The organism is Novosphingobium album (ex Hu et al. 2023) (assembly GCF_022832385.1).
Taxonomy (GTDB): domain Bacteria; phylum Pseudomonadota; class Alphaproteobacteria; order Sphingomonadales; family Sphingomonadaceae; genus Novosphingobium; species Novosphingobium album.
Map to the genome: position 1 here is coordinate 333,129 of NZ_JALHLE010000005.1, position 17,856 is coordinate 350,984.

15 protein-coding genes are annotated in these 17,856 nt (G+C 62.6%); 1 reads left to right on the forward strand and 14 read right to left on the reverse strand.

Features of this window, described 5'->3' with window-relative positions:
• Positions 1 to 44: 44 nt before the first annotated feature.
• The 12 genes from MTR64_RS05595 to MTR64_RS05650 form a co-directional block, all read right to left on the reverse strand.
• Positions 45 to 716: a hypothetical protein gene (locus MTR64_RS05595; RefSeq protein WP_243991620.1), complete on the reverse strand. Its 672-nt coding sequence runs from the start codon at positions 714 to 716 to the stop codon at positions 45 to 47.
• Between the two features lie 227 nt (positions 717 to 943).
• A complete protein-coding gene (locus MTR64_RS05600; protein ID WP_243991621.1) occupies positions 944 to 1,711 on the reverse strand; it encodes an ion channel in 768 nt (255 codons plus the stop codon).
• 108 nt (positions 1,712 to 1,819) lie between these two features.
• Positions 1,820 to 2,731, reverse strand: coding sequence for a TauD/TfdA family dioxygenase (locus MTR64_RS05605; RefSeq protein ID WP_327194250.1), 912 nt, complete (start codon positions 2,729 to 2,731; stop codon positions 1,820 to 1,822).
• 35 nt (positions 2,732 to 2,766) lie between these two features.
• Positions 2,767 to 3,435 carry a TetR/AcrR family transcriptional regulator gene (locus MTR64_RS05610; RefSeq protein ID WP_243991623.1) on the reverse strand — a complete coding sequence of 223 codons (669 nt, stop codon included), beginning with the start codon at positions 3,433 to 3,435 and terminating at the stop codon, positions 2,767 to 2,769.
• A 131-nt stretch (positions 3,436 to 3,566) separates the two neighbouring features.
• Entirely contained in the window at positions 3,567 to 5,201 is a 1,635-nt protein-coding gene (locus MTR64_RS05615; protein ID WP_243991625.1) for an alpha-D-glucose phosphate-specific phosphoglucomutase, read from the reverse strand.
• Between the two features lie 120 nt (positions 5,202 to 5,321).
• Entirely contained in the window at positions 5,322 to 5,885 is a 564-nt protein-coding gene (locus tag MTR64_RS05620) for a JAB domain-containing protein (protein WP_243991627.1), read from the reverse strand.
• Entirely contained in the window at positions 5,882 to 6,406 is a 525-nt protein-coding gene (locus MTR64_RS05625) for a hypothetical protein (RefSeq protein ID WP_243991629.1), read from the reverse strand. Before MTR64_RS05625 ends, MTR64_RS05620 begins: the two co-directional genes overlap by 4 nt.
• Positions 6,407 to 6,439: 33 nt before the next feature.
• Positions 6,440 to 6,772 carry a hypothetical protein gene (locus tag MTR64_RS05630; RefSeq protein WP_243991631.1) on the reverse strand — a complete coding sequence of 111 codons (333 nt, stop codon included), beginning with the start codon at positions 6,770 to 6,772 and terminating at the stop codon, positions 6,440 to 6,442.
• 75 nt (positions 6,773 to 6,847) lie between these two features.
• Positions 6,848 to 7,423, reverse strand: a complete 576-nt coding sequence (locus tag MTR64_RS05635) for a helix-turn-helix domain-containing protein (protein ID WP_243991633.1) — start codon at positions 7,421 to 7,423, stop codon at positions 6,848 to 6,850.
• A gap of 237 nt (positions 7,424 to 7,660) precedes the next feature.
• Positions 7,661 to 8,398 (reverse strand): hypothetical protein, encoded by a 738-nt coding sequence (locus MTR64_RS05640; protein WP_243991635.1) that lies wholly within the window; start codon positions 8,396 to 8,398, stop codon positions 7,661 to 7,663.
• 389 nt (positions 8,399 to 8,787) lie between these two features.
• Positions 8,788 to 10,605: a translation elongation factor 4 gene (lepA, locus tag MTR64_RS05645; protein WP_243991644.1), complete on the reverse strand. Its 1,818-nt coding sequence runs from the start codon at positions 10,603 to 10,605 to the stop codon at positions 8,788 to 8,790.
• A gap of 32 nt (positions 10,606 to 10,637) precedes the next feature.
• Positions 10,638 to 13,370 carry an EAL domain-containing protein gene (locus MTR64_RS05650; protein ID WP_243991645.1) on the reverse strand — a complete coding sequence of 911 codons (2,733 nt, stop codon included), beginning with the start codon at positions 13,368 to 13,370 and terminating at the stop codon, positions 10,638 to 10,640.
• A 190-nt stretch (positions 13,371 to 13,560) separates the two neighbouring features.
• Between MTR64_RS05650 and MTR64_RS05655 the strand changes: the two genes are divergently transcribed.
• The gene (locus tag MTR64_RS05655; RefSeq protein ID WP_243991646.1) at positions 13,561 to 14,865 is read left to right on the forward strand and encodes an FAD-dependent oxidoreductase; all 1,305 of its coding nucleotides are present in this window, start codon (positions 13,561 to 13,563) and stop codon (positions 14,863 to 14,865) included.
• Between the two features lie 26 nt (positions 14,866 to 14,891).
• Here the strand turns inward: MTR64_RS05655 and MTR64_RS05660 are convergent, their stop codons facing one another.
• Both MTR64_RS05660 and MTR64_RS05665 read right to left on the reverse strand, forming a co-directional pair.
• On the reverse strand, positions 14,892 to 17,606 hold the full coding sequence (locus tag MTR64_RS05660) for a TonB-dependent receptor (RefSeq protein WP_243991647.1): 2,715 nt from the start codon (positions 17,604 to 17,606) through the stop codon (positions 14,892 to 14,894).
• On the reverse strand, positions 17,542 to 17,856 hold the full coding sequence (locus tag MTR64_RS05665; RefSeq protein ID WP_243991648.1) for a hypothetical protein: 315 nt from the start codon (positions 17,854 to 17,856) through the stop codon (positions 17,542 to 17,544). Before MTR64_RS05665 ends, MTR64_RS05660 begins: the two co-directional genes overlap by 65 nt.

Genomic DNA, 17,856 nt, shown 5'->3' on the forward strand with positions numbered 1-17,856 from the left:
GGCAACGTCTGGCCACGTCAACTCTCCCCATCGCGGAAAGGCAGTCACGGCACAGCTTCCAGGAATGCCGGCATCGAATCCAGCCATTCAAAGATTGCGTCTGTCATTTCATCGAGTGCCAATTGGCTGTCGTCCGACAAATAGTACAGCCTGCGCCTCTTGTCGGCGGCCGATTGATGAAAGTATATCAACCCCAACTCTTTCAGCTTGGCAACACTCGCATTGAATTTTGCTGAAGAAGCCTCAATAAGTTCATGAAATCTCCCATTTGCGATCCCCGGACTGGCGTAGATATACACCAGAACCTGAAAATCGCACGTAAACCGCCGCAACCTGAGAGATTCATATATATTTCTGCTGTAGCCAAGCATGATCTTGCTTTTGTCATCAGGGGAATGCGCCGTCACAGGCCCGAATTTTCTATATGCATCCCATTGCGCATTGAACGCCAGAAGCGCTTCGTCCGACAGCCTATAGAACTTGCTCCGCAGATCGTCCGGATTCGCTTCCGCGCGCAGCACGTTTCTGCTTTCGAGAGATCTCAGTATCTTGAACAACGTCGCATTCGATCCGCTGAAGGAACGTTGCATCTCAAGCGGCGTGATCCGAACGGCATCAAACAGGAACGACGCGACCTCGTACTCGGGCACAAGGACTTTTATGCCCAACCGGGACTCCACCCGACGGATAATTTCCCTGTATTTTCCCGCCGTCATCTTTCTCTCTTATCGAGGCGATGATGCGAGCTTGGACCTTAGTGAAATCGACTGCAAGCGAGATCGCACCGTCCCGATAGATGCAGAATTTAGAGCTATATTATGGGCTGTTTTTCACGGGATCTGCGTGACAAGCATGGTCCTGCGACCCGAAGGACGGCATTCCCGTCTTGCCCCTGACACCCTCGCTTAGGCGGGGGTGTCTTTTACCGGCGCTTTCTCCCTCGCTAGCTCGCCCCTTCCGTGCGTATGTGCAGGACATGCCCGCAATGCTTGCAGTGTATCGCATCAGGATCGTGCAGGAACAGCCCGCAATCAGGGCATTCGTATTCCCGCTTCGGCGGCCGGAACAACACCTGGATCAGCCGCACAAACAGCGAGACGCCGAATATCATGATCAGGACCGAGAGCAGCCGCCCGCTCGGGCCTGACAGGGTCACGTCACCAAAGCCGGTCGTGGTCAGCGTCGTGACCGTGAAATAGAGCGCATCGGCATAGTCGTTGATGTCTGGGTTCGCGCCATGCTGGGTCTCGAACACCAGCGCGGTGGTCACGAAAATGAAGAGCGCCAGGTTGATGCCCGCGAAAACGGTCGCCTCGTTGCGCCGGAAATAGACGAAGTCCGTCCGCAGCTGCCGCAGCAGGTGATACGAGCGCAGCAGCCGGAACGTGCGCACCACGCGCAGGAAAGCGAAGCCCTCCCCGGCGATGGGCGCCAGCAGGGACAGGATCACGATCAGGTCGGCCAGCCCCCAGAATCCGAAGGCGGTGCGTAGCCGGTTCCGGCTGACCACAATCCGCGCGGCGAAATCGAAGACAACGAATATGCCCAGCGCGAAGTCGACGATCTCGATCGTCTTCGATCCCGCGAAGAACGACGAGACGATGACATAGAGGACCATCGCCGTGTCGAACACCAGCAGGAAGTAGCCATAACCGCGGGTTGTGGCGCCATCGTCATCGTAGAGCCGCGAAAGACTGCTGCGTATGCTCACCCGGGCCGCCCCTTCCATTTCCCGCGCCAGTGTTCCCGCAATTGCGGAAAATGTCTAACCGCAAGAATGAAAGGCCGGGCATTGACGCGGGTCAACGGCCCGTTTCGATCACGTGTCGAGGCGGCGGCTCTTCTGCCCGTCGATCGCTGTCGCCACAGTGCCGAGCACGGTCGAGCGGCGCAGTTGGCGCGGCGCATTGCCATGGTCCGGCACCGAGCGGTGCTGTGTAGCGCGATTATCCCACATCGCGACATCGCCCGGCCGCCAGGTCCAGCGAACCGTGTTTTCCGGCTCGGTAACATAGGACTGGAGCACCTCGAAGATCTTGGCCGAATCCGAATTATTGAGCCCCACGAACCGCTTCACCCAGGACCCGAGGATCAGCGAGCGTTCGCCGGTTTCGGGATGAACCTGCACCACCGGATGCTCGGTTCGCACGACATGCTGCCTGCCACCGGCACCGTAATCCCGCATCCGCGCCTTGTAGGTGGCCGTGAAAGTCCCGTCGAAATCGAAGTCGGTGGAATGGATCGCCCAGAGGCTCTCGGCCAGGGGCTTCAGCGGCTCGGGCAGACGGCGATAGGCATTGGCCGCATTGGCCCACATCGTGTCTCCTCCCACCGGCGGCAGCTCCATCGCGCGCAGGACGGCAAAGGCCGCCGGGTCCGGCAGAAACGTCATGTCCGTGTGCCAGATCGACGCGGCAAAAGCCTCCGAAGCCCCGAGGTCGAGGAGCGCTTCCGATTGCCCGGCTGCCCTGGCCATAGGGTGTTTCTGCAAGTCGCCGAACAGAGCGGAGAAGGCCTCCTGCGCGGCATCGTCGAGATGATGCTGGTCACGGAAGAAGATCACCTTGTGTTCCAGCAGGATGGCCCTGATCCGCGCGACAGTCTCCGCATCGAGATCGCCTGAAAGCCGCACCCCGCGCACTTCCGCGCCGATCGCACCGGTAACCGGCAACACTTCGATATCCCGCTCCCCGGCCTGCGCGCCCTGCGGCATGGTCATTGTATCAGCCATCGTGTTCTCTCCCGTCGTCCATAGTCTTCGTGCGATCAGGCCCCCGGCGCGCGAAGCGCAGCGGAGGCCATGCGAACGGCATCCTCGAACAGTTCCCGATCGGTTTCCGGACCGGCGCCGTGGCTTTTGCCCGCCGCCTCCAGCACGCTCATCACCAGAGCGGTGGTGGCAATCATCCGCTCGCTGAAACGCTTCTGCGCGCCGGCCGGCATAAGGTTCCGGATCGTACGTCCGAGTTCCAGCGTCACCGGAACATCGAGACCGGCCCCCATCCAGACCCAGCCCCACCGCGATCGGCCAAGGTTCAGCAGGAAGGCCGCATAGCTGCGCCTGCCCTGCGCATTGCGCTGCTCGAACAAAGGCTGCCAGAGCACGCGCAGCGTATCTTCCAAGGAAAGACCCCTGCCCTGCATGGGCCCGGCCAGTTCGCCGCGCCGTTTCTCAAACTCCGGAAGGCGATGGCGCAGGATCGCCTCGATCAGCGCTTCCTTGTCGCCGAAATGATAGGCCACGACAGCGGTGTTCTTTGCCCCGGCAGCCGCTCCGATCTGGCGCAGGGAAACCATGTCGATACCCTGTTCCGCGAAAAGGCTTTCCGCGGCTTCGATGATCGCAAGGCAGGTGGCGTCACGCCGGGGATCGGCCCGCTTGGGACGCCCCCGCCCTTGCCGTCCCACATTCGCATCGGACATGTCTGCCGGCATCGTCCTCTCCTGCATGCCGCGCCGCGCGCGGGCACCCTTCATCCTCTACGGGATGCAGGAGTACCTCCCGGTATTTTTTAAATCAATCGTTTTAAATATTATCGGGAGGGTAAGCCCATGGGCACGTCCGGTCAGGTGATCACGTCAGGCGCGGTGCATCCGGTATGCTGCACGATCCCGGCAATCGCTTCGGCAGCGGCTATCTGGGGGCTGAGCATATCGCCCGTCTCGGCGTCGAGATCGCCGTCCGGCCCCGTGTAATTCTCCAGATACACCCGCAGCGTCGCACCTTGCGTGCCGGTGCCGGACAGGCGGAAAACAACACGGCTGCCGCCTTCGAACAGCACGCGAATGCCCTGATTGGCACTGACCGAGCCATCGACCGGATCGGTGTAGGAAAAGCTGTCCGCCACGGCGACCGTCAGCGAGCTGAAGCTCTGACCCGGCAACGTAGCGAGCTGGTCCTTGAGCCCTGCCATCAGGGCATTGGCCCCCTCGGTCGCGATGCCCTCGTAGTCATGCCGCGCATAGTAGTTGCGGCCGAACTTCGCCCAGTGCTCACGTGCCAGCGCATCGACGCTCACCTTGCGTGCCGCGAGGATGTTGAGCCAGAGCAGCACTGCCCAGAGCCCGTCCTTCTCGCGCACGTGATCCGAGCCCGTGCCCGCGCTTTCCTCACCGCAGATAGTCGCCATGCCTGCGTCGAGCAGGTTGCCGAAGAACTTCCAGCCAGTGGGCGTCTCGAAGCACGGCACGCCCAGCGCCTCGGCCACGCGGTCGGCCGCCGCGCTGGTCGGCATCGAGCGGGCAATCCCGGTAAGGCGGCCCTTGTAGGCAGGCGCGCATTCGATGTTGGCCGCCAGCATCGCCAGCGAGTCCGACGGTGTGATGAAGCGCCCGCGCCCGATGATCAGGTTGCGGTCGCCATCGCCGTCCGAGGCCGCGCCGAGATCGGGAGCCCCCTCGCCCATCATCAGGTCGTAGAGCTCTTTCGCATGGATCAGGTTCGGGTCCGGATGATGCCCGCCAAAGTCCTCCAGCGGGGTGCCGTTGACCACGGTCCCCCTGCCGAAGCCCAGCCGCTTCTCGAGGATCTCGGTGGCGTATGGCCCGGTCACCGCGCTCATCGCATCGAAGCGCATGGTGAAGCCGTCCTTCACCGCGGCGCGGATCGCGGGAAAATCGAACAGCTCTTCCATCAGGTCCGCATAGTCGGCGACCGGGTCGATCACCGATACGGTCATGCCGCCCACTTCCACGTCCCCGAGCTTGTCGAGATCGATGTCTCCGGCCTCGACCGTCAGCCAGATGTCGATTTCCTTCGTGCGCGCAAGGATGGCGCCAGTCACACTTTCTGGCGCTGGGCCGCCGTTGGCGATATTGTACTTGATGCCGAAGTCCTCGTCCGGCCCGCCGGGGTTGTGGCTGGCCGAGAGGATCAGGCCGCCGCTCGCCTTGTACTTGCGGATCACGTGGCTTGCCGCCGGAGTGGAGAGGATGCCGCCCTGGCCCACCAGCACCTTGCCGTATCCGTTGGCTGCCGCCATTCGGATCGCCTGCTGGATCACGGTACGGTTGTGAAATCGCCCGTCACCGCCGATAACCAGAACCGCACCAAGATCTGGTGAAACCACGTCGAAAACGGACTGGATAAAGTTCTCGGCATAGTTCGGCTGCTGGAACACCTTCACTTTCTTGCGAAGGCCCGAAGTACCGGGAGCCTGTCCTTCGAAGGGCTGGGTGGGAACCGAAACGATCTGGCTCAAGCGATGATCTCCAATACTGCCTCGAAACGCGCCTAGAGTGCGTTTCGGACAGTTTCGTGTCGCACCGCCTATGTCAAATATTCGATTGTGCAGATGCGAAAAATCGGCGCTGCGACGCAATCACATGAGACCCATGGAGCGCATGCTGGCAATGGCGTTGCCGGCCACGATACAATGATCGTCGAGCCCGACCTCAAGCGCCTCCACCACCGCGCGCATGCGCGCCGTCGCCGCAACGTCTGCGTCACTGGGCAACGCGCTGCCCGAAGGATGGTTATGGGCCACCACCAGCCGCCGTGCGTCGAGGTCGAAAGCCCGGCGAACCGTGCGGCGCAAGGGGATCACCACCTCGCCGCGTTGGCCGCTGCTGTAGAAGTCCTCGGCGATGAACAACCCCTCTCCCGTGAAATAGAGGATCATTACGCATTCCTCGCGCCGCAAGCCGAGCCGCCGCACGAGGTAATGGCGGAATTCCGGCGTACGGGTATCGACCGCTTCGCCCACAAGCGCCTCGCGCGCAGCAGCTTCGGCGAGGTGGCGGGCCGCGACAATCGCCGCGCCGACAGCCCAGCCTCCCTCTCCGCAACTCTCACACCCACGTCCACCGACCTCCGCCAGCGCTTTGTCAAGCGCAACCGCCGAAGCCGACCAGATCGTCCGCAGCGATCCGAAATGCCGGATCAAACGGCGCGCGATAGCTTTGGATTCACCACCTGCGTAGGGGAAAAGGAGTTCCGCCAGGACGGATAGCTGCCCAGCTTCTTCTGCCGCGACATGTGAAATGCCAGCCCCAGACCGAGCGCCGTGAGCTGAATGTACGAAGGGCTGACCGCCATCATGTCGTAGGCCATCCGGTTGATCTCGGTAAGCGAGAACCTGTAGACGTGCGCCGACATGGCTATGATCTGCGCGCTCCCTATCCACAGCGTGTAGACCCGGTTCGCCTGCAGCGCGACCGGAAAGAAGATCGCGAAGAAAGTGCAGTCGATGGCGAGGTGCCCAAGATCGAGGTGGTGCCAGAAAACCGACCCGTGCGCGAACCAGTGATAGAAAGGATGGGCCAGCGCCTCCGCTGCGAAGCTGCCCGCCAGTATGCGCTCCGGCGCGCCACCCCAGCGCAGCGCGGCAAGAAACACGATGAAGACATAAGCGTGCTGCAACTCGCTCTTCCAGGCCCATAACCACTCAAGCATGGACAGCTCCATGCCGGAGTGGCTGCGCGACGGAATGACGGCAAATCAGGCCTGCAGGCGCACCGGCTCGACAGCAGCGGAGGCGGAATTCGGGCAATCGCCGGAATCGCCCACCGCCTTCACTTCCTGCCCCGTCCTGAGCAGTTCGCGGTGAACACGGATCATGTCGTTCTGGCTTTCGATCAGCGAGCGCTGGCTGCGAGCAAGACGCATCAGCGCGTTTTGACCGGCAAAGGTCTGGACACCTTCCGCACTGCGGGCGAGCAGCATCGCTTCCATCAGCCGCGCCGAGGCGAGCAAAGCAGTGTCGAGCGAAAGTTCGGCTTCGGGAAGCTGGCGCGAGATACGGGCCGTGGCGGCGGAAATCGTGATCGGCATGGTTACCCTCCAACTGCCGCACCGGCCCGTTCGATGCGTCTGAAAAACTCATGTCAGGAGATCCGCCCGTGCCGGTCAGAACAGTCTGCTCAGCGCTTCCGCAACACCGAGGCCGACCATGGCGATGACGAGCATCCCCACGGCAATCGCGACCATGGCGGCGGTGCGGCTGAGCCCGGCATGGGCACCGTCGAGCACCTCCGGGACGACCCGGCCCACGCGTTCGTTCTGCCAGGGCGGCGTCAGCGTGAAAGTCACCGCGTCGGCCAGGGCGAGCTTGTCGGCAAAGGCGTCCTGAGAAGCACCTTGCGCAACAGCCGCCGCAGCCGGAACCTGAGGAATGTTATCTGGTAGCAGCTTACAGGTTTCGTCCAGATCCTGCTGATACTGGCGGTAGGCCCGCGCAAGCTCCGCCCGTGGCGGCCCGCCGGTACGGCTGCGCACTCCCTCGATCCGCTGGTTCACCGCACTTTCGGAGATGCCCAGCTCCCACGCGATTTCCTTGCTGGTACGGTTTTCTGCCACGAACCGCAGCACTTCATGCTGCTTGGCGGTCAGCCGGGCAAAAGCGCGCAGGAGAGCCGCAACCCGGCCATCCTTCTCGCAGTCAGCCCCCTGCCCGTCACCGGACATGAACAATCTGCGATTCATGATGCGCTCTCATGATATCGTTCCGTGCCGCCAGCCCATACAGCCCCGATAGCCCATGTTCCCGCGCGGAGCACCCCCCACGCTGCAAAAATGTTGGAGCAACTTGATCCGCTATCGAGCAATTTCCAACAGGCTGTTGCAATCACAGCCATTACATCCTCGAGCAAAAGCCCCAAAAATCAGCCGAATCTACCCTGCTCTGGAAACCGGCAGCACACAAACGGTCGCGCGCGCAGATCACGTACCACCCAGGTTGCCTATGCCCTCGGAAGATACCTGAACACCAGTGGCGGTCACCCTCACGCCCTGCCGGTCCTCGGTCAGGTTTTCGGCGCGACACGAAGGCCGCGCGGGGCCTTCCAGCGAGTAAGGCCCAAGCGCGGTGAGAAACGTGCGCAGGAAGATTGCGACACCGAACATCTCGCCGCACTCCTCCACAACCATGTGCAGGGCCATCGTCCAGGTCTGGTAGATCGCATCGTTGTAGTTGGAAGCCTCGTATAGCTCAGCCTCCCAAAGCTCCATCCCCACGGCCGATCCCAGATAGATGACCCCGGCCACCACGAACCGGACCTGCAGGCTGCGCTTCAGATTCCACCAGAATGGCAGCAGGATCAAAATGGCTGTGGCGGCGATGAAGATGTACGGAACAACCCAGATGAAAGTGAACACGCCGCTGCCGCTGATCGGCAGTTCACTGACCCAGTCGTGGATTGCCGCATTTTCGTCCAGGGCCATGAAGCTGAATCCGGCCGCGAGGATTCCCCACCCGCGCCTTTCCAACGCATTCCCGCTTGAAGCGTAGAGCAGACCAGCCACACCGCCGCAGGCCAGCAGGCCCAGAGATGAAAAGGAGTTGGGCAGATTCCCTTCCCCCGCAATGTCGAACATTGCCGGCAGGTACAGCAACCGGTTATGGCCCTGCAGTCCCAGAGCGAAAAGCCCCAGGTAGGTCAGCGCGAAAAACGCGATCACCGCACAATGCCACGCAAAAAGAACCGAAGGCCTGGGAAGTGATATTTTCATGAGCGTACCGTTCCTGTCCCCGTGTGATAAGGCCTTGACCGCCCATCAAAGCTGACAGCGATCTGACAGTAGTATCACCAGGCAAGTTACGTTCAACAAATATGGATGCCGGGAAGTCCGGAAACGGGACAGGGAAACAGCACAGAAAGATGCAGCAAAGACGCAAGGCCATGCCGCAGTGCCCGGTTCTATCCCGAGACGAATAGAATCACGAACTGCACGGGCAAAGCAGAAAGGATTACGGCGTCGGTGGCGAGACACTTGCCCGTTTAACACTGGCAGGAGCGATCCAGGCCTTGTCCGGCACAGACCATGACACGCCCATCGGATGGGCGGGACTACTCCTCACCCATCCGCAGCGCGGCAATGAACGCCTCCTGCGGGATGCTCACGTTGCCGTATTCGCGCATCCGCGCCTTGCCCTTCTTCTGCTTTTCGAGGAGCTTTTTCTTGCGGGTGATGTCGCCGCCATAGCACTTCGCGGTCACGTCCTTGCGCAGGGCGGCTATGGTTTCGCGGGCGATGACCTTGCCGCCGATCGCGGCCTGGATCGGGATCTTGAACAGGTGGCGCGGGATCAGGTCCTTGAGGCGCTCGCACATGCCGCGCCCGCGTTCCTCCGCCACCGAGCGGTGGACGATCATGGAGAGCGCGTCGACCGGCTCGTTGTTGACGAGGATGTTCATCTTCACGAGGTCGCCGGGGCGCAGGCCGATCTGTTCGTAGTCGAAGCTGGCGTAGCCGCGGCTGATCGATTTCAGGCGGTCGTAGAAGTCGAACACCACTTCGTTGAGCGGCAGTTCGTATGTCACTTGCGCGCGGCCGCCGACGTAGGTGAGGTCCTGCTGGATGCCGCGGCGGTCCTGGCAGAGTTTCAGGATCGCGCCGAGGTATTCATCGGGCGTGTAGATCACCGCCTTGATCCACGGCTCCTCGATCTCCTCGATCCGGTTGGGATCGGGGTAGTCGGCCGGGTTGTGCAGTTCGATGGTCGCCGCTTCCTCGCTCTTCGATTTGGAGAGCTGGATGCGGTAAACGACCGAGGGCGCGGTGGTGATGAGGTCGAGATCGTATTCGCGGCTGAGGCGTTCCTGAATGATTTCCAGGTGCAGCAGGCCGAGGAAGCCGCAGCGGAAGCCGAAGCCGAGCGCGGCGCTGGTTTCCATCTCGTAGGTGAAGCTGGCATCGTTGAGGCGCAGCTTGCCGATCGAATCGCGCAGCTTCTCGAAGTCCGCCGCGTCCACCGGGAACAGGCCGCAGAACACCACCGACTGCACTTCCTTGTAGCCGGGCAGCGCCTGCGTCGCGCCCTGCTTCACGGTGGTGATGGTGTCGCCGACCTTGGCCTGCTCCACTTCCTTGATCTGCGCGGTGATGAAGCCGATTTCGCCGGGGCCGAGTTCGGGCAGGTCGATGCGCTTGGGGGTGAAACAGCCGACCCGGTCGATCAGGTGCTCGGTGCCGCCCTGCATGAACTTCACCGAGAGGCCCTTCTTGATCGCGCCGTCCATGACGCGCACGAGGATGACGACGCCTAGGTAGGGGTCGTACCAGCTGTCGACCAGCAGCGCCTTTAATGGCGCGTTGCGGTCGCCCTTGGGCGCGGGGATGCGCTGGACGACGGATTCGAGCACTTCCTCAATGCCGATGCCCGACTTGGCGCTGGCAAGCACGGCGTCGCTGGCGTCGATGCCGATGATGTCCTCGATCTCGGCCTTGACCTTTTCCGGTTCGGCAGCGGGCAGGTCGATCTTGTTGATGACGGGGACGATCTCGTGGTCGTGCTCGATCGACTGGTAGACGTTGGCGAGCGTCTGCGCTTCCACGCCCTGCGCGGCATCGACGACGAGCAGCGCGCCCTCGCAGGCAGCGAGGCTGCGGCTGACCTCGTAGGCGAAGTCGACGTGGCCGGGCGTGTCCATGAGATTCAGCTCATAGGTCACGCCGTCCTTGGCGGTGTAGTTGAGGCGCACCGTCTGCGCCTTGATGGTGATCCCGCGTTCTTTCTCGATGTCCATGTTATCAAGGACTTGCGCGGACATCTCGCGCTCGGTGAGGCCGCCGGTGAACTGAATCAAGCGGTCGGCGAGCGTCGATTTGCCGTGGTCGATGTGGGCAATGATCGAAAAATTACGGATCTGGGCGAGGTCTGTCATGAAAGCGCCGTTAGCAGCGCTTTTCGCCTCTGTCAGCCAGCCCTTTTCATCGAGTCCGGTGCTGTCCCCGGTTGCTCCCTGCGTTCCCGCTTCGGACGGGGCGGCGTGAACAGCACGCTGCCATTGCCATCAAGCTCCATCGGCTGGGCGAACTGAACGCCCATGCGGTCCGCGTCGCCCCAGCGCGCAATGGCCATCATCAGGTAGCCTTCAGCCAGATGCACGCCGAACTCCGTACCGGGAGGCACGTTCCACAGCCCTTCGATCAACGCGCCTGTCTGCGAGATATTGCGGATGGTGCCGTTGTACACGTGCTGCCCATGCTGCAGCACGACCTTGCGCAGCATCCTCTGGCGTGGGGCCCGCGCCGAACGTGGGCCCTGTGCCTCTGCGGCAAGGCCCTGCGCCAGTCGCTGCGCTGCGGCTTCCGAAGTGAGCGCCCTCTCGTAGATATGGCCCTGCACGTGGCTGCAGCCCAGCAAACGCACGAGATCCAGCTCGTCGAGCGTCTCCACGCCTTCCGCCGTGGTCTCCATGCCAAGCGCTTCGGCGAGGCTGACGATCGAGGAAATGATCGCGCCATTGCGGCTCCCCTCGACAGTGGCACCGCGCACGAAGCTCTGGTCGATCTTGATCTTGTCGAAGGGCGCCTTCTTCAGATAGCCGAGCGACGAATAGCCGGTGCCAAAGTCGTCCAGCGCCAGCCGCACGCCAATCCCCTTGAGCGCAGCGAACATGGTTTCGGTCGATCTGTCATCACCCAGGAAAACGCTTTCGGTGATTTCGAGTTCGAGACGGGAAGGCACGATCCCGGCTGCTGCAATGGCACTGGTAACGATCGCCGGCAGCGACGGGTTGGCGAATTGCAGCGGCGAGACGTTCACGGCGACGCGCACGTTTTCAGGCCAGGTCGCAAGATCGCTGCAGGCGGTGCGCAGCGCCCACTCGCCGATCTGCGAGACAAGGCCGGTTTCCTCGGCAATCGGGACGAACTTGGCCGGCGACATGTAGCCGTGCCGGGGATGATTCCAGCGCAGCAGCGCCTCGAAACCGGTGATGTTCTCGGTAATGGTGCGCACTTGCGGCTGATAGTGCAGCTCGAGTGCGCCATTGGCGATGGCGTCGCGCAGATCCTCTTCAAGCTGCTGGCGTTCCTTGGCATCGGAATGCAGATCGTCGTCGTAGAAGTGATGGCGCCCGCGCCCCCCGCCCTTTGCCGCATAAAGGGCGAGGTCGGCATTGCGGATCAGTTCCTCCGCGCTGGTTCCGTCATCGGGACAGACAGATATCCCCAACGAGGCGCCGATGACGACACGCGCGCCATCGATCGAATAGGGGTGCGAAAGATTTTCAATGATCCGCCGCGCAAGATGGGCAAGCCCTTCGCGCTGGTGGTAACCGGGCAGGATCACCTGGAATTCATCGCCACCCAGACGGCCAACGCGCCCCATGTCGGCCACGGTGCTGGTCAACCGCTGCGCGACCTGCTTCAGCAAGGCGTCGCCAGCCGGATGGCCCATCGTGTCGTTGACTTGCTTGAAACGGTCCAGATCAAGCAGGAAGACTGCGCAAGCACGGCTGTCCACCCGGGGCGCCGTAAGGACCTTTTCCAGCCATTCAGCCATCTGGTAGCGGTTGGCAAGCTGGGTCAGCGAATCGAACCGTGCCAGCTGCGTCACATGCTGCTGGGATTTGCGAGTTTCCGTGAGATCCGTGCCGGACCCGCGAAACCCCATGAAGTTGTTGAACTGGTCCATGACCGGACGGCCGGAAATCGACCACCAGCGCTCCTCGTTCTCTCCCGTTGCAGCGCGGACCGACAATTCGCGAAAGGACGAACGGGTCGACAGATGGAACGGCAAGGTCCGTTCACTCTCCTGCGCCTGTGTCTCGAGTGCGAACAGGCCGGTAAAGGGCTTGCCTTCAAGGGCGCTCGGCTCCTTGCCCAGCAACTGGGCAATTCGCGGCGAAACATAGGTGACATGACCGCGGCGATCGGTTTCCCAGAACCACCCTTGCCCCGTCTCCTCGTATTCGTTGAGCAACTCCTCCGCGCGGCGCTGTTCACGCTCTCGCTGTGCACGCGAACTCGCTTCATCAAGCGCTTTCCGGGATTGGCGAATAACCAGATACAACCCGAAACAGCTCCCCATGCCGAACATCAGCATCGACGTCATCGAGCCGTCAAACACAGCCACACCGCTCCAGGCGGCCAAGGTCGCGGCGATGATCGACGTCAGCCGCCCTTCGAGCAGCGCGGCCGCGATCAGCATCACGATCACGAATGCGCCGATAGTCAGGTTCCATGCGAGCGGGCCCTGCTCAGCGGTCCACCGTGCGACAGCGTAACCGAACAGGGCCATTGGCGAGGCAACAGCCACCAACATCAGCGGATAACGCCGCCAGTTGCGGTGATCGAGCCGCCCTTCCAGCCACGCAAACATCGTCGCGGAGGCAGAAATCATGATGCCACCTGACATAGAGGCCGCAACCACGGGCATCGGGAGGGTCCGGGACAGCACGCTCAGCAACAGCGTCACGCCAAGCAGCGCAGGTCCCATGAGCCACCAGCGGCTGGGGACGAAGAAATGCAGGGGATCGCTGGCCTGGCCAGACAGCAGGCGCGCGACATTTGCGCCTTCCTGATCACCATGCAGCGCGACTTCGGGAACTGCAGGCACACGGTCGCCGCGCGCAAAAGCGCGGGCTGTTCGGGCACCGGATTGTGCCGTTTCCGTTGATAGTCGAAGCCCTCGTCTGGCCATCCCTCCGTAATGCCCGAAATGGCATTTCGAAACGGTTAAACAACAGGTCAGGAGCAGAGGACAATCAGCACCTTGGCAACATTAGCAGGAACCTCACCTCCGCTGCTATTTTACTTGCCCAGCCCCCTCAGCCATGCTTGCTTGCGGTGAAGAAAACTGCACACGGTGCATTCTGGCGGGAGACAGGCAAGTGCGGCATATTGCAATCGTCGGATCGGGACCTGCGGGATACTACACGGCTGAGGCTGCACTCAAGCAATGGGGCGATTCCGTAAGGGTCGACATCTTCGATACCCTGCCCGTGCCGTTCGGCCTGATCCGCACCGGCGTCGCACCCGATCACCAATCCATCAAGGGCGTTTCCCGGCGATACGAAACCACTGCGCTCACTGACAACGTGCGGTTCGTGGGGAACGTCATGATCGGACGGGACCTCTCGATTGACGAGTTGCAGGACCTTTACGATGCCGTCGTTCTCGCCACCGGCGCCCCGAACGACCGCAAGCTGGGGCTTCCGGGCGAGGATTTGCCCAATGTCTTCGGTTCGGCCTCATTCGTAGGCTGGTACAACGGCCATCCGCATTTCGCCGGCCTCGACCCCGCGCTGAGCCACGATACCGCCGTTGTCATCGGCAATGGCAATGTCGCGCTCGACGTGGCGCGCATCCTCGCCAAGTCGCAGGAGGAATTCGCAGGGTCGGACATCGTCTCACACGCGCTAAGCGCACTCGACACCTCGCAGGTGCGCCGCATCGTGATCCTCGGACGGCGCGGGCCGCACCAGATCGCCATGACGCCCAAGGAACTGGGCGAACTCGCACACCTGTCCCGCGCCTGCCCGCGCGTCGATACTGCCGACCTGCCCGCCGAAACGGAAGACGCAGCACTCGATCCCGGCCAGCGCAAGTCGGTCACCCACTTGCGTGCCTTTGCGGCAGCAGGCCCCTGCGCCGACCGGGATGTGGTGATCGAATTCGACTTCTTCGCTGCGCCCAAAGCGATCATCGGCTGCGAGCGCGTCGAGGCCGTGGAAGTCGAGCGCACCCGGCTCGAAGACGGGAAGGCCGTCGGCACGGGTGAAACCTACAGCATCCCTGCCGGGCTTGTGATCGCCTGCATCGGCTATCAGACCTCGAAAATTCCGGACGTGCCCTTCGACGAACGCGGCGGCCGCTTTGCCAACGACGAGGGCCGCATCCGCCCCGGGCTCTATTGTGTCGGCTGGGCCCGCCGTGGCCCCACGGGCACAATCGGCACCAACAGGCCCGACGGCTTCGCTATCGTCGAAAAGATCGCGGAAGACATCGGCGACGGCAGCGGCAAGGCGGGCCGGCCGGGCTTCGACGCATTGGCGGACGAGCGCGGCATCCAGATCATCAAGTTCACCGACTGGCAGAAGATCGACGAAGCCGAAATCGCCAACGCCCGTGACGGCGCCCCTCGCGAGAAGTTCGTCGCCGTCGAGCGCATGATAGAGGCGGCCGGCAGAACCTAGAGTCAGGACCTGGTCCGCCTGACGCTTCAGAAGATCCTCCGCAGCGACAGCTTGACGGTGCGGCCCATCGGATCAAGGTAGTCGGGCTGATAGGCATAGGGTGTGGCCCCCATGCCGTCGGTCACGCGCTGGCGCTGGTCGAACAGGTTCTCGACCGAGAAGCTCACGCGCGTGCCTCTGGCCCAACCCTTGCCCCGGAACCGGTTCTGCAGGTTCGCGAAGAGACGCAGATCCAACGTGAACAGCGACGAGAAATGCAAGTCGCCGCTGGACGCGGTATCGCCGGTCACGTCCGTGCCGCTCTTCCAGGTTCCGTCGAAACGCAGGCCGACGCCATTGTCGATCACGCCCAGCTTGGCCTGAATCTGGTGCTGCGGCGAAGTGCTGCCGGTCAGCGTGCCGCCATGAAGCAGGTCGATGGTTCCGCTATCGGCCGTCAATTGCACCTCATCGCGCAGGAGCCAGGTGTGGTAGAGTGACAGCAGCAACCGCGCCCCGTTGTCGCTGCCACCGAAAAAGCCGCGTCCACCGGGGCCACGCGGACCGCCAGGCCCTCCCGGTCCGCCAAAACCGCCCGGCGGGGGCCCCATGCCATCGGGTGGCGGGCCCATTCCGTCCGGCGGTGGACCGAAACCATCAGGCGGCGGGCCGAAGCCGCGATCGGGATGCTCTTCTTCGCGCGAGCCGGTGACAGTGATCTCCGATCCGAGTTGGCCGGGACCGCCCTCCGCGCCCTGCCCCTGCTGATCCGGCGCACTGGCGGGGCCGCCCTCATTAGGCTGCTGCCCCGGTTGCCACTGGCGAGCGCCCTCGCCACCCTGTCCGCCAGCTGCGTCTTCGCGCCGTGGCGGGCGCGGCGGACGCTTGGGCTTGCGCAGGACGGCCGAGAAGTTAAAGCCCCAGCGTACCTGCTCGGTATGCTGGCGATAGACATTGACCGAACGGGTATCGACGTCCGTCAGCTCCCCGGAGGCATCGCGCACGTACCGGTCCGGATAGGCGTCCTCGAGATCCGCGGTCACGCCGCCCAGGCTCATGATCGCATTCCGGTTGCGGCTGTCGGCGTATGTAGCGCTGAAATTGAGCTTGGGCTCGCTCAGCAGCGTCGCGTTCAGGCCCAGCTTGAAGACATGCCGGTCATCCGCCTTGAGATCGGGATTGCCCCCCGATGTGCGGGTGACCAGTACCGAGTTGCCTGAAACATAGTCATAGACCCGTACTTTGGTGGTGGTGAGCACGGGCGAGCCAAGCTGCGAAACCGTGGGCGCGCTGCGATCCTCGTTGACGGCGGCAATGATCGTGACGCCGGAGACCGGCGCCCAGTTGAGACCATAGCCGAACGTCGCCAGCGAGCCATAATCCGACACCTGTGTGATGCCGCCATTGAAGTTGGCGCTGAGCGTGCCGACCGAGCCCTGCACGCCCTTTTTGCTGCTGGTGAGCGGCACATCGAAACTGAGCTGCGCGCTGCCGTTCGTGCGCTCCGCATCGCTATCGCTGGCCGTGCCGTTCCGCATCGAACTGGACGTCTGCGAGGTGAAATCGCCGCCGAGTTTCACACTCACGCCCACATCGCCGGCCGGCATTGCGAACAGCTTGCCGTTCAGGAGCATACTGGCGCTCGCGGTATCGGTGTTCGATTTCGCGCGGTTGGTCAGAATGGACCCGAGCAGGTCCGACGGAAGCACGCCATAAGGATCGACCGCCGTGTCCCCCGCATCGAGCGCATCCTGTATCGCGGCAAGATCATAGCCGGTGCCGGTATGCGTATCGGTTTGCGAATGCTCGTAGCTGCCGATCACCGAAACCCGCCAACGCGTGGACAGCTCGACATTGACCGTGCCGCCTGCAGAGACTGAACCTGTCTCGGATTTCTGCACCAGCGCCCGGTCCGAGAGATAGCGCGTGATCTCCGTCTCCGTCCCGTCCCCGTAGGGATTGTCCGCCGGGATCGTCAGCGCGCCGGTCGCAAGACCATCGAGTGCACGGCTCGTGTCATAGCTGCCGCGCAGATTGAACGAGGCATTCGCCGTGCTGGAAAGTTCATGCGCCAGACTGGCGTTGAGTTCATAGGAGCGCGTCGAATCCTGCAAGGTGCGATAGGCCCGGTCATCTGCGAGCCCGGCGGCTTCGGTCACGCCGCTGTCCGCATCAGGTTCAATATCGCGGTCGCTTTCCAGAATCGCCGCCTGCGTCTTGACCCGCCCGAGCAGGTTGAGCCGGTCGTTGTCGTGAATGCGCGTGTAGGTAAAGGCGCCCTGCCCCTGGCCACCGCCGCCTTCGGCCGACATGCCCGCGTCCAGATTGATCACTTTCGACTGGAACCGGCGCTTGAGGATGATGTTCACCACCTTCTTCTGCGCGTCGTACCCGTATTTCAGCGCTACTTCCTCGGGCAGGATATCGACCCGCAGCACCGATTCCACCGGCAGGTCGCCCACTTCGTTGACGCCCGAAACGCGCTTGCCGTTGACCAGCACCACCGGCCCGCTGCTGGAATCACGGCCTTCGATACTGGTGGTCTGGTCGGCGATCTCGTCGAGCAGGTCACTGATCGAATCGACACCGTAGGATTCGATTTCGGCCCGGCCGAGCTGGTTCTCCGGCGGGATATCCCCGATCACCGCGCCGGGAACGGCTTGTCCGGTAACGACGATCTCGTCCTGATAGCCCGCGTCATTGCTGGATGCGGCCGCGCTTCTGGATGTGGACGTCTTCGCCGAGGACGCCTGTTGAGCCATTGCCCCGACGGGCAAGGCCAGAGACGTCGAGGCCAGAAACAGGCAGAGCGGGCGACGGCGCGAGCGTGCGGAGAGCGGGTTCCTCATAACCCGATCTGCTAATGTTTCGCGACAGCAATAAATATCCGCGAATGGTAAGAAATTGTATTGAGTGCGTCAGCGCTGCGACCGTGTCACGCCGCAGCGTCAGCAACATCACCCAAGTGACGAAAAAGGCCGGAAACATGTACGTTCCCGGCCCCTTTTCCAT

Excerpts from the sequence above, each read along its gene's own strand:
- MTR64_RS05610 (WP_243991623.1), bottom strand. The coding sequence starts at position 3,435 with ATGCCGGCAGACATGTCCGATGCGAATGTGGGACGGCAAGGGCGGGGG.
- MTR64_RS05650 (WP_243991645.1), bottom strand. The coding sequence starts at position 13,370 with ATGGCCAGACGAGGGCTTCGACTATCAACGGAAACGGCACAATCCGGT.
- MTR64_RS05625 (WP_243991629.1), bottom strand. The coding sequence starts at position 6,406 with ATGGAGCTGTCCATGCTTGAGTGGTTATGGGCCTGGAAGAGCGAGTTG.
- lepA (WP_243991644.1), bottom strand. The coding sequence starts at position 10,605 with ATGACAGACCTCGCCCAGATCCGTAATTTTTCGATCATTGCCCACATC.
- MTR64_RS05665 (WP_243991648.1), bottom strand. The coding sequence starts at position 17,856 with ATGGAAAAGGGGCCGGGAACGTACATGTTTCCGGCCTTTTTCGTCACT.
- MTR64_RS05605 (WP_327194250.1), bottom strand. The coding sequence starts at position 2,731 with ATGGCTGATACAATGACCATGCCGCAGGGCGCGCAGGCCGGGGAGCGG.
- MTR64_RS05630 (WP_243991631.1), bottom strand. The coding sequence starts at position 6,772 with ATGCCGATCACGATTTCCGCCGCCACGGCCCGTATCTCGCGCCAGCTT.
- MTR64_RS05595 (WP_243991620.1), bottom strand. The coding sequence starts at position 716 with ATGACGGCGGGAAAATACAGGGAAATTATCCGTCGGGTGGAGTCCCGG.
- MTR64_RS05635 (WP_243991633.1), bottom strand. The coding sequence starts at position 7,423 with ATGAATCGCAGATTGTTCATGTCCGGTGACGGGCAGGGGGCTGACTGC.
- MTR64_RS05660 (WP_243991647.1), bottom strand. The coding sequence starts at position 17,606 with ATGGCTCAACAGGCGTCCTCGGCGAAGACGTCCACATCCAGAAGCGCG.